This window comes from Bacteroides sp. A1C1, assembly GCF_004328515.1.
Classification (GTDB): domain Bacteria; phylum Bacteroidota; class Bacteroidia; order Bacteroidales; family Bacteroidaceae; genus Bacteroides; species Bacteroides uniformis.
In genome coordinates this window covers 3,844,950-3,856,506 of sequence record NZ_CP036491.1, presented here as the reverse complement: position 1 = coordinate 3,856,506, position 11,557 = coordinate 3,844,950, and the positions used below count along the sequence as shown (strand labels likewise).

At 44.8% G+C, this 11,557-nt stretch carries 12 protein-coding genes; 6 read left to right on the top strand and 6 right to left on the bottom strand.

Features of this window, described 5'->3' with window-relative positions; all coding sequences use genetic code 11:
- Nucleotides 1–79 precede the first annotated feature (79 nt).
- Together EYA81_RS15875 and EYA81_RS15870 are read left to right on the top strand one after the other, a co-directional pair.
- Complete coding sequence (locus tag EYA81_RS15875) at nucleotides 80–313, top strand: YtxH domain-containing protein (RefSeq protein WP_117589301.1); 234 nt, start codon at nucleotides 80–82, stop codon at nucleotides 311–313.
- A gap of 61 nt (nucleotides 314–374) precedes the next feature.
- Nucleotides 375–902 (top strand): hypothetical protein, encoded by a 528-nt coding sequence (locus EYA81_RS15870; RefSeq protein WP_117974922.1) that lies wholly within the window; start codon nucleotides 375–377, stop codon nucleotides 900–902.
- Between the two features lie 107 nt (nucleotides 903–1,009).
- On the opposite strand, the gene EYA81_RS15865 is transcribed toward EYA81_RS15870, so the two are convergent.
- From EYA81_RS15865 to EYA81_RS15855, 3 genes are all read right to left on the bottom strand, one after another.
- Nucleotides 1,010–1,525 (bottom strand): porin family protein, encoded by a 516-nt coding sequence (locus EYA81_RS15865; protein ID WP_117589281.1) that lies wholly within the window; start codon nucleotides 1,523–1,525, stop codon nucleotides 1,010–1,012.
- A gap of 110 nt (nucleotides 1,526–1,635) precedes the next feature.
- On the bottom strand, nucleotides 1,636–2,274 hold the full coding sequence (locus tag EYA81_RS15860) for a porin family protein (RefSeq protein ID WP_117601499.1): 639 nt from the start codon (nucleotides 2,272–2,274) through the stop codon (nucleotides 1,636–1,638).
- A 313-nt stretch (nucleotides 2,275–2,587) separates the two neighbouring features.
- Complete coding sequence (locus tag EYA81_RS15855) at nucleotides 2,588–3,436, bottom strand: mechanosensitive ion channel family protein (protein ID WP_117601494.1); 849 nt, start codon at nucleotides 3,434–3,436, stop codon at nucleotides 2,588–2,590.
- 437 nt (nucleotides 3,437–3,873) lie between these two features.
- Between EYA81_RS15855 and EYA81_RS15850 the strand changes: the two genes are divergently transcribed.
- The 3 genes from EYA81_RS15850 to EYA81_RS15840 all read left to right on the top strand — a co-directional run bounded on the left by EYA81_RS15850 (nucleotide 3,874) and on the right by EYA81_RS15840 (nucleotide 6,560).
- The gene (locus EYA81_RS15850) at nucleotides 3,874–4,560 is read left to right on the top strand and encodes an energy transducer TonB (RefSeq protein WP_117966565.1); all 687 of its coding nucleotides are present in this window, start codon (nucleotides 3,874–3,876) and stop codon (nucleotides 4,558–4,560) included.
- Between the two features lie 212 nt (nucleotides 4,561–4,772).
- Nucleotides 4,773–5,417 (top strand): pyridoxamine 5'-phosphate oxidase, encoded by a 645-nt coding sequence (gene pdxH / locus EYA81_RS15845; protein WP_117601492.1) that lies wholly within the window; start codon nucleotides 4,773–4,775, stop codon nucleotides 5,415–5,417.
- Between the two features lie 99 nt (nucleotides 5,418–5,516).
- Nucleotides 5,517–6,560 carry a DUF2776 family protein gene (locus EYA81_RS15840; protein WP_131226051.1) on the top strand — a complete coding sequence of 348 codons (1,044 nt, stop codon included), beginning with the start codon at nucleotides 5,517–5,519 and terminating at the stop codon, nucleotides 6,558–6,560.
- On the opposite strand, the gene pgl is transcribed toward EYA81_RS15840, so the two are convergent.
- Genes pgl through gnd form a run of 3 tightly spaced genes read right to left on the bottom strand, consistent with a single transcriptional unit; the run spans nucleotide 6,553 to nucleotide 10,254 of the window.
- Nucleotides 6,553–7,269, bottom strand: a complete 717-nt coding sequence (pgl, locus tag EYA81_RS15835) for a 6-phosphogluconolactonase (protein ID WP_117966574.1) — start codon at nucleotides 7,267–7,269, stop codon at nucleotides 6,553–6,555. The two genes, EYA81_RS15840 and pgl, sit on opposite strands and share 8 nt — an antisense overlap.
- Nucleotides 7,266–8,762, bottom strand: coding sequence for a glucose-6-phosphate dehydrogenase (gene zwf, locus EYA81_RS15830; RefSeq protein WP_131226439.1), 1,497 nt, complete (start codon nucleotides 8,760–8,762; stop codon nucleotides 7,266–7,268). The genes pgl and zwf overlap by 4 nt, the downstream gene beginning before the upstream one ends.
- A 16-nt stretch (nucleotides 8,763–8,778) precedes the next feature.
- On the bottom strand, nucleotides 8,779–10,254 hold the full coding sequence (gene gnd, locus EYA81_RS15825; RefSeq protein WP_131226050.1) for a decarboxylating NADP(+)-dependent phosphogluconate dehydrogenase: 1,476 nt from the start codon (nucleotides 10,252–10,254) through the stop codon (nucleotides 8,779–8,781).
- Between the two features lie 128 nt (nucleotides 10,255–10,382).
- Here gnd and EYA81_RS15820 point away from each other — a divergent pair, with 128 nt between their 5' ends.
- On the top strand, nucleotides 10,383–11,543 hold the full coding sequence (locus EYA81_RS15820; RefSeq protein ID WP_131226048.1) for a dicarboxylate/amino acid:cation symporter: 1,161 nt from the start codon (nucleotides 10,383–10,385) through the stop codon (nucleotides 11,541–11,543).
- Nucleotides 11,544–11,557 lie beyond the last annotated feature (14 nt).

Below are 11,557 nucleotides of genomic sequence, written 5' to 3'. Positions count from 1 at the left end.
TTCCACCATTTGCTAAAGACAATATTTATTTCTACATTTGAATTTTAACTAATCAAACAATATCACTAAATGTAAGAATATGAAAAAGTTTTTATTTGCCATATTGGCATGCACAATTGCACTTGGCTTTACATCATGCAGAGAGAAAAAAGCAAAAGACAAGGTTAAGGATCGTGTAGAAAATGTAAAGGAATCTGTTGAAGACGCACTCGAAGAAGCACAAGAACAGATTGAGGAGGGAGCAGATGATGTGAGGAAAGCCCTGGATGAAGCCGGGGATGAAATTGAAAAAGCAAAAGAAAAACTGGAATAAGAGTTGTAAAAAAGGCCGTCCTAATTTTATACAGTAAAGATCCACCTAATTTAAAAACATTATGAAAAAGATTAATTTACTACTGCTTTTTCTCCTATTGGCCTGCACCTTGCCTGCCCAGGATGGCATTTCCATCTTTATTGGCAGAGCCAACCGCTACGCAGCCGTGGAACTTTCTGATTACAGAAAGCGCCTATGTCTGGAATACAATATTTCAAACCGTTCCTTGGACGATTACTACAGACGCTGTGGGAAGGACTGGGGGAATGTAGGAATTGCACTTGAAATAGCCAGGACTTCCGGGAAAAAAATGCGTGACGTCTGTGATTATTACAACCGGTATCAACGTTACGGATGGAACCGTATCCTTGTGGAAATCGGCATAAATCCGGGAAGTGTGTATTATACCCCTTTCTATGACAGAGTCCATCACCATAGTGACTGCTGGTATGAATATTATAATTCATACTGTGAACGCCATGACAAATTTCACCATAAGAAACATAAATACAAAAAGCCGAAGAGACACCACAAGAAGCACTATCGATATTACGATGATGATGACGATGATGATGATGATGACGATTGATTTGGCTTTGAAATCCAAGCATTGAAACACTAAAAAAGAGGGGATAAGCATTAAACTATGCCTATCCCCTCTTTTATATCAATGAGATTTCTGTTCCGATATTTTCTTCAAAATCTGTACGCAGCCCCGATGTTGATGACACCCTGATCAAAATCACTGACCAACTGGTACTTAAATTCAAGATTCATGGCCCAATTACGGCTCAATGCAAATTCGGCTCCAACTCCCAAGTTTACACCGAAACGACATTCATTATGATTCCCATCGCCATCCACATGAACATGATCCCCATCCCAGTCAACATCATACATATCAAACATCCAGTTGGACAAAGTCAACCCAAACAGTGGATAAAGCTTGACATTGCTAGCTACCGGACACAGATAATGAAAATTCACGTTCACATCCAGCATGCTTACATTGTCATTTTCAAAAAAATAATTAAGAGAGGGCTCGATACGTATAGGATTGGTTATATTATACTGATACTTGATTCCCAATCCGATACTTTCAATTTCTGTACCATAACCAAGACCGAAACCTATGGCTTGTTTCCCTTTCTGCGCATAAGCACCTACTGACAACAAAAAAAGAGTTCCTAATAAAATGAATAATTTTTTCATACTACACCGTTTTATTTTAAAACAGATAAAATAATTTATAGATTGTCTACAATAAAAAAGTTAAACTATTAATAAAAATATACTCAATCAAGGGATCGTAAGGGAACTATTTAAAATTTATACCCCAGAGTAATACCGATATTCGCATTGTGCGGAGCATCCCCATCCATAATCTTGCAGAAGCCAAGCTGTGTGTCAACCCCCACAAGAATTCGGCCAAACTCTACCCCAAGACCGATGTTCCAACCGGCATCGAACCTATTGTAATTCAAGCCGTCATCACTGAATGTATCGACTTTCTCATCTCCATTGATATTGATACCTCCAACAGATGCCTTGCCATCGAACTTGGCTTTACCACCTACCCCACAGGCAAGATACGGCCCTGTCGCAATGACCAGGTTAGTATTGTCTGCAATATTGAAACGGAATTGTACATTGATGGGCAATTCCAAATAAAGCTGGTTGATCTTCACATCTGCATCCGCATCTACGACGCTACCGCTATATCCACTTGAATATTTCGCACCTTTCTGTGAGAAGAATAGCGAGGGCTGTAAGGAAACAAGGTCGCTGAATTGGTATTCCATTCCCACTCCAATGCGTGCTCCTGGTTTAAATTTGGAATGGTCAGAGTTTTCACCGATGTAACTGCTGAGATTAAGACCGGCCTTTACATTGAAAGACAATTGCGCAAATCCCATCGTGCAGAACAGCGCAAATAGAACAGTCAAGAAACTTTTTTTCATCATAATTACAAATTAAAAAAATATTAGGTTGTTATTCTTGTCAAAACCTTCTACCGCTTTTTTGTCATAAACACCACTAACAGCTATAAAAGCTGAAACAGTTAAAATAATCTTTTTATATCATATCCTAATTAAGAAATACTTGCAAATCTATATATAAAGCTTCAATAAATTAGCAACCGATAATGTTTAAAAGCAAACAAAAGGAGTTTATGATTTCTTTTTCGGAATTAATGAACAGTATAGCATACTTTTCAGAGCAAACATAAAGCTTCAAATTCTTGATAAATGGAAACTGTTATAGATAATAAACTCAATCTTTTGCGTGATGTAGAGTGAGCTGCGGGAAGGGAAATCCTATTCCTTCTTCATTAAATGTAGTATAAACTATTTCATTGATATCATACAGCACATTCCAGTAGTCCACACTTTTTACCCAGACACGGACTGTAATATCGATGCTGCTTGCACTCAATGAACCTAAGACAATAAGGGGAGCCGGTGTATCCAATATACGGCTGTCTGCATTGATTATGCGCTGTAAAACGGCTCTGACTCTCTTTACATCCTCACCGTATTCAACACCGAATACCCATTCAACACGACGCTTGTCCTGCTTACTGTAATTAGTGACGGCATTACCACTGAGACTTCCATTAGGTACATAAATCATGCGGTTATCAAGAGTGGAAAGTATAGTGTGAAATATCTGTATTTCCTTTATCGTACCACTTACTCCCGGACCGTCTATGTAGTCACCTACTTTAAACGGTTTGAAAATAAGTATAATCAGTCCACCGGCAAAATTTGAGAGATTACCGGACAGCGCCATACCCACAGCTACACCGGCAGATGCGAGTAACGCCGCAAAACTGGTGGTCTCCACACCGAGTTTGCCGATTATGGCAAAAGCAAGAATCATGTTCAGCAGTATCTTTATCAGACTCTTCAAAAAAGTCTGTACACTGGTTTCAATCTTCCGTTTTTCAAGTATCCTAGCTACTAATGCACTTATCTGTTTGATGATGAAACGCCCGATTACATAGATTAAAATAGCGATTAATATATCCTTACCGGCATCCATACCAAAATCCACCAATTTTTCCAATGCCTGTTCAAGTTTACCTCCAGCGGCAGACGTGTTCAATAAAAACAAAATCATTTCCGTATAAATAAAATAAGATTATAAAATAGGGTTAAATTCAGCGTACAAAGATAGTCAAATTCAAATGGCTATCATATATAATCTATATTTATTGCCAGCATCTGATTCCAACCAACATACTAAAGAATTGATACAAAAGCTATAACCGCATTTCAATACTATAAATACAATTTGTTTTTGTGTGAAGCCTTTCTCCATAAGCGAACATTGGAAGCGCTTTTTTGCACCTCAACACTATTTAATTCATAAGCGGAAAAATTATCAAAGCAAATTTAAAAAACTATATATAACCATATATCAAACAACAACATAACATTCATTTTCTTATCTTTAATGCAGAAACAAGTGGGCACGCATGTTTTATGATTTTACTAATCACATCTGTATAATATTAGTTTCGCGACAACCATTATACAGTAATAATCTTATAAATTATGGAAATCAAGAAAACATCCAAAGCAAGCCTGGAAAACAAGAAGTCAAATTGGCTACTTGTAGGTTATGTAATTGTGCTGGTCTTCATGTTCGTTGCATTTGAATGGTCGAAGCGTGATGTTAGGATTGACATGAGCGGTGCTATTACCGAGAACGTATTTGAGCAGGAAATTGAAATTCCTATCACGGAGCAACCCGAATTAGCAGCTCCGCCACCCCCTCAAGCTCCTGCAATTGCCGAGGTATTGACAATTGTGGATGATAATGACAATGTGAAAGAAACAGCCATTGCCTCTTCCGAAGAAATCGGTGAAGCTGTAATCATCAAACCCATATCTCCAACCGTAGATGAAGAGATTCCGGTAGAGGACGAGATTTTTGAAGTTGTAGAGAAGAATCCTGAGTTTTCTTATAATGGCATGAGTCTGATGCAATATCTGGGTAAGAGCATAAAATACCCGACTATTGCACAAGAAACCGGAACCCAAGGGCGCGTAATAGTACAATTCGTTGTCAACAAAGACGGCAGCATCGTAGATGTAAAAGTAGTAAGAGGCGTAGATCCCTACCTGGATAAAGAAGCTATCCGTGTGATTTCCACCATGCCCAAATGGAAACCCGGTGAGCAACGAGGCAAACCGGTCCGTTGTAAATTCACAGTTCCCGTAATGTTTAAATTACAATAGCAGACATGCCAGTGTCCACTTCCCATTTGTCTCCATAAAGTAATCTCCAATATCCGGCATCCCGATAGCCACCACAATCGGGATGCCATTTTTTTAAGTATCAACACAACCATTTCCTTCTTCCATATTTTCTTTCCGCAGAGAAACAAAAACATTCAGCCCTCTCAGACTGTTACATAGAAAAACATCATTCTTGATAAAACCACACGATAATGAAATCACAACTCTTTGACATCAGAAGAGAATATAAGAAAGGCAGACTGACGCCGGGTAACCTCAACGACAATCCCCTTGAGCAATTCGACCATTGGCTGAACGATGCTATCCATAGTGATGAGTACGAGCCCACCGCCATGACGGTAGCTACAGCCTCGACAGACGGGCATCCCTCTACACGCACAGTGTTGCTGAAAGGGGTGGAAAATGGCCGGTTCATCTTCTTCACCAACTACGAAAGCAGGAAAGGCCGGCAACTGACTGCAAATCCGTATATATCCTTATCTTTCGTATGGCACAAACTGGAAAGGCAAATACACATTGAAGGAAAAGCTGAAAGATGCGCTCCTGCCGATTCTGACACCTATTTTGCAAGCAGACCTTACAAAAGTAAAATCGGGGCGAGGATTTCACCCCAAAGTCACGTCATTGGCAGCCGTATGGAGATAATGCGCGCGTTCGTCCGCGAAGCGGCAACATGGGTAGGGCAAAGTATCAAACGTCCCGACAACTGGGGAGGTTTTGCCGTCACCCCTTTCCGTTTTGAATTCTGGCAAGGACGGGAAAGCAGGCTACACGACCGTTTCCTCTATTCCCAACAAGCGGATGGCAGCTGGAAAAAGGAGAGGCTGGCTCCCTAAATACGGACAGACAAGCACTTCTCATCACAAATAAATCTTAAAAGGAGGAACAAAGCCGCAGAAACGCTGTTTGAAGGGGAAACTCTAAAAACAACAGTTATGAATTACGGTATCAGTATTCTTTTCAGGGCCATACCCTTGTTGATGGCCCTTTTCTGTTTCGGCTACGGAGCCTTTGTGCTCCACGAAGGAGTGGACTCGGCAAAATTTGTGGCCGGTCCGGTAGTATTTTCCTTAGGGATGATTTGCATTACCTTGTTCGCCACAGCGGCAACAATCATTAGACAAATTATTCATACCTACAATCCGATAGTCAGATACGCACTTCCGGTTATCGGTTACCTGGCAGCCGTACTCACAGTAATCTATGGTTGGAATTATATGCACGAAGCTGCCACGGCAAGCAATTTCGTAGCAGGACACGTGATTTGCGGAGTCGGTTTCATCACAGCTTGTGTAGCTACCACAGCCACAGCCTCCACCCGCTTCACCCTCATTCCCGCCAACTCGGAACGTACCGACCAGCTACAACCTGCCGATGCATTCAATTCCTCCCAGGGATATATCCTAATAGCAGTTGCCACCCTTATGGCAGTAATGGCATGGATATGGGCCTTCTGGCTATTGTCAAAAAGCAGCGGGCACAATGCATATTATGTAGCAGGCCATGTCATGGCAGGACTTGCTTGTATCTGTTCCAGCCTGGTGGCGCTGGTTGCAACCATCGTCCGCCAGATACGCAACAACTATACAAAGGCTGAGCGGAAACGGTGGCCGGCCCTTGTTTTGATAATGGGCAGCATCAGCATTCTCTGGGGACTTCTGGTCTTAGCCAACAGCAATCCGGCACTCTCCTCCACAGGATATATTATGATAGGTCTGGGACTGGTATGCTACAGCATTTCCAGCAAAGTCATCCTGCTTGCCGCCATCTGGCGGAACACTTTCAAGCTGGCCAACCGCATCCCGCTGATTCCGGTCTTCACGGCCCTGGCTTGTCTGTTTCTCTCCGCCTTTCTGTTTGAGATGGCAAACCTGCACAATGCCTATTTTGTACCTGCACGTGTACTGGCTGGTTTGGGAGGCATCTGCTTTACATTATTCTCCATCGTAAGCATTCTGGAGAGCGGCACATCTAAGTAAACATTTTCCCGCCATTGGCCTGAGCATCGAGGAACAATTCCACACGCTCGGCATGGTGGGCCACATAAGCTGCCGGACCGGTATCCCCGGAATCAAGAATATCGCGGACCACATCCGCCTTATTCTTGCCGGTAACAAAGAAAATAAGATTCTTCGCAGCAAACAAAAGGCAGCCGGTCATGGCTATGCGTTTCTGCCCATTATAGGGATTGACACTCACCTCATAAGGATGAAAGGAAGAAAGCAGATACTCCTGCCCCGGAAAGATAGAGGAGGTATGCCCGTCGTCTCCAGCACCGAGCAAAACGACATCGAAGGCCGGGAAGCCACCCCAAAGCGGAACCGTACGGCAAACCAGCGTCGAATAGTTCTTTGCTTCAATCTCCGGGCGGTTCACTCCATAAATAGGGTAAACGTATTCATCGGGCATGCCTACTTCATCCAACAGCAAACGGCGCATGGTACCATAATTGCTCTCATAATCCTCTGCCGGCACACACCGTTCGTCCACCCAATAAATCCGCATCCGCATCCAAGGAGTCACCTCCTTGTATTCGTTAGCCCAAATGTCAAACATCAGCGAAGGAGTACTTCCCCCACTGAATGCAAAATAAAAGGTCTTTTCCGGTTCACGCTCCATCATCGCAATCAAATGTTCAATCAACGCATGCGCCGTAGCTGTAGCCGAATGGTAAACATAACTTTTCATAACTCGCAATATTCATCTGTATTAGTCAAATTCTTACACGGATTGGTCCACTCAGCACCATGTTCGTGCATCATTGCTTCACTTTCCAAAGGTCCCCACGTACCTACGGGATACCCATATAAAGGAGCATCCGTATGCTCTTTCCAATAACGCAACACGGGATCGAAAAAGCGCCATGAAGCCTCTACCGCGTCGCTGCGGGTAAAGAGTGTAGGATCACCTTGTATGCAGTCCTCTATCAGACGGGCATAGGCATCGCCGGTAGGCAACCCGCCCAACTGGTCATAACTGAAGTCCATCATCACCTGCTTCACGTCAAATCCCGGTCCGGGAGTCTTCATGCCGAATTTCAGCACAATGCCTTCATTAGGTTGCAAGCGGAGAATCAGCTTATTCGCGCGGGGACAATGTCCACCCTCGCAACGGAACATCTGATGGGGCGTCTCACGGAAATGTACAACAATCTCAGTCACCTTTGTCGGCATTTGTTTGCCGGTACGGATATAGAAAGGAACACCCTTCCACCGCCAGTTGTTAATACCGATTTTCATGGCAATATACGTTTCGGTACGCGAATCAGGTGCCACGTTCTTCTCTTCCCTATACCCGGCTTTCGAGCCCGAAGCCGTATATTGTCCGCGGACAATGTGTTCCTCCAAATCCTCCTCTTTCAAGGGGGCCAATGACTCATAGACCTTCACCACCTCGTTGCGGAAATTATCGGCATTGAAAACGGCAGGCGGTTCCAATGCAGTGAGCGCCACAAGCTGTATGAGGTGGTTTTGTACCATATCGCGCAGGGCTCCGGCACCTTCATAGAATCCGCCACGTCCTTCGATACCCAGATTCTCTACGGCTGTAATCTCCACATAGTCTATATAATTACGGTTCCATAGCGGTTCGAAGATTCCATTGGCAAAACGGAAAGCGAGAATGTTCTGCGCCGTTTCCTTACCCAGAAAATGGTCGATGCGGTAAATCTGATGCTCCTTGAAAACGGAAGCATAAATGCTATTCAGCTTTCTGGCCGACTCCAAATCGTAACCGAACGGCTTTTCAACGATGATACGCGTATCAGGACGGTTCAGACCGGCCGCCTTCAAGTGCAAGGGAATGACACCGTACAAGGAAGGTGGAGTAGCCAGATAGAACAGCAGGTTGTCCGGTTTCTTCTCACCGGTAAACTCTTGTAAACGTCCGTCCAGCAGATGATAGCCTTCAACCTCGGCAGGGTCCAAAGTCTGGTAATGCAGATGGCTGCAAAAATCCTCCATTTTATCTTCCACCTGCTCTTTGGAAGCTACAAACTTACCCAATTCACCCATTATATATTCTTGGTAACGGGCATCCGTATACTCGGTGCGTCCTATCCCCAGAATGGAGAATCCTTCCGGCAACCGCCCGCCACTATATAAAGTATAGAGCGCCGGCATCAGTTTGCGCTTCGTCAAGTCACCCGAAGCACCGAATATAACAATCACTAATTTCTTCATCATCTTCTCCCCTTTCTCACACATTGTATGTACCCGATTTCGTATCTCCTCCGTGTCCCGTCCAATTTTCATGGAAAAACTGTCCACGCAACTCGTCTGTCCTTTCAAAGGTATGCGCACCAAAATAGTCACGTTGCGCCTGAATCATATTGGCAGGCAACTTGGCAGACACCAGCGAATAGAAATAATTCAAGGCGGACGAGAATGCAGGTACCGGAAGTTCCTCTTTCATGGATTGTGCCACCAGATGTTTCCAGCCGGAAAGCAGCAGCTGCATTTCATTTTTGAAATAAGGTGCCAACAGCAGATGTTTGGGCTTGTCTTTAGCCTCGAAAGCCGTAGCTATGTCGTTCAGGAAAATACTACGGATGATGCAGCCACCCCGCCACATGCGGGCGATGGATGCCAAATCGAGGTTCCAGGCAAAAGCGTCGGATGCACGCTGCAACACAGCGAATCCCTGAGCATATGACACTAATTTGGAAGCATAGAGTGCGGAATAGATATCCTTCACCATCTCCGACTTGTTGTACACTGCCTGCGAGCGTCGGCATACAAATTGCTTGGAAGCCGTTTCACGCAAGCCCTTCTGTGCCGACAAACTACGTTCGAACACAGCCGTAGCAATCAACCCCAGCGGCATGCCCAGCTCCATCGCATTGATAACGGACCACTTGCCCGTACCTTTCTGTCCGGCAGTATCCAATATCTTATCTATCAGGTAACCTTCTGATTTGTCCTTATGACGCAGTATGTTGACGGTAATTTCAATGAGATAGCTACGCAACTTGCCCTCATTCCAATCAGCAAAGATTTCCGCCATCTGTCCATTGTCCAGACCCAGCAGATTCTTCATCACCCAATAAGCTTCGGCAATAAGCTGCATATCTCCATATTCGATACCGTTATGTATCATCTTGACGAAATGACCGGAACCGGCAGGACCAATCCACTGGCAGCACGGAGTACCGTCAGATGCTTTTGCCGCAATACTCTGCAGGATAGGCTTCACCTCAGGCCAGGCACTTTCAGAGCCTCCGGGCATGATAGACGCGCCGTTCAGTGCTCCTTCCTCTCCACCGGAAACTCCGGCTCCCACAAAACGGAAGCCTTTCTTTTCGGCCAATGCCACACGCCGGTTGGTGTCCTCATAATTGGAATTGCCACCGTCAATCAGGATATCCCCTTCGGACAAATGGGGAAACAGCTGTTCCATCAGCTCATCCACCGCACTGCCAGCACGAACCATCATCATTATTTTGCGGGGTATGGCAATGGAAGTTACAAATTCGGCTATATCTGTATAGCCTTCAATTTTTTTCCCTTTGGCGCGGCCGTTCACAAAACGTTCCACCACCCCTTCTTCCACTCCCGGAACCGTACGATTATATACCGAAACATTCCATCCCTTATCTGCCATATTGAGGGCCAAATTCTCGCCCATAACTGCCAGACCGATAAGTCCAATGTCTGTTTTATTTAAATTCTTCATATTCATGTAAATTTTGTCTTTATATGGAAACAAAATGCTAACAGCATTTGTTCGTATGAATTACGAAAATAAAATAGTACTTTTGTCAGCGAAAGCCTATTTTTCAACCAGAAAGAAAACCAATGCTCATGAAGAACTTCCACATCGGATTATTGCCACGCATCATCATTGCCATTATCTTAGGTATACTTTTCGGAAATTTCCTACCGGCTTCGCTGGTACGGCTGTTCGTAACATTCAATGCCATTTTCAGTGAATTCCTGAACTTCTCCATCCCCCTCATCATTGTGGGACTTGTCACGATTGCCATTGCTGACATCGGCAAAGGAGCAGGACGGATGCTGGTCGTTACGGCACTCATTGCTTACGGAGCTACCCTATTCTCCGGCTTTCTCTCCTACTTCACCGGTATGGCGGTATTTCCTTCCCTCATAGAAACCGGGGTACCGTTAGAAAAAGTCAGTGAATCTCAAGGCATTCTTCCCTATTTTTCCGTGGGCATCCCGCCCTTGATGAATGTTATGACCGCACTCGTACTTGCCTTCACACTGGGGCTGGGTCTGGCTCATCTGAAAAGTGAGGTACTGAAAAATGCGGCACGCGATTTTCAAGAGATTGTCATCCGCATGATCAGTGCAGTGATATTGCCGCTGCTTCCCATCTATATTTTCGGCATTTTCCTCAACATGACGCACAGTGGACAAGTATTCGGCATCTTGATGGTCTTTATTAAGATTATCGGTGTAATCTTCCTGCTTCACATCTTTCTCCTGGTATTCCAATACAGCATTGCGGCACTGTTTGTCCGCAAGAACCCTCTCAAACTACTGGGACGGATGATACCTGCCTACTTCACGGCTTTGGGCACTCAATCCAGTGCCGCCACTATCCCCGTAACATTGGAGCAGAGTCGGAAGAACGGCGTCTCTGCCGATATTGCCGGATTCGTCATCCCACTTTGCGCCACCATCCATCTGTCGGGCAGCACATTGAAGATTGTGGCATGCGCCCTGGCACTGATGATAATGCAAGGCATGCCCCATGATTTCCCTCTATTTGCAGGATTCATCTTCATGCTGGGCATCACTATGGTGGCCGCTCCCGGGGTACCGGGAGGCGCCATCATGGCATCACTGGGCATCCTGCAATCCATGCTGGGCTTCGACGAGTCGGCACAAGCGCTGATGATCGCACTATACATAGCGATGGACAGCTTCGGCACTGCCTGCAATGTGACGGGCGACGGGGCAATCGCACTGATTATCGACAAAGTGATGGGAAAGAAATAGTTTATATTTTGCCA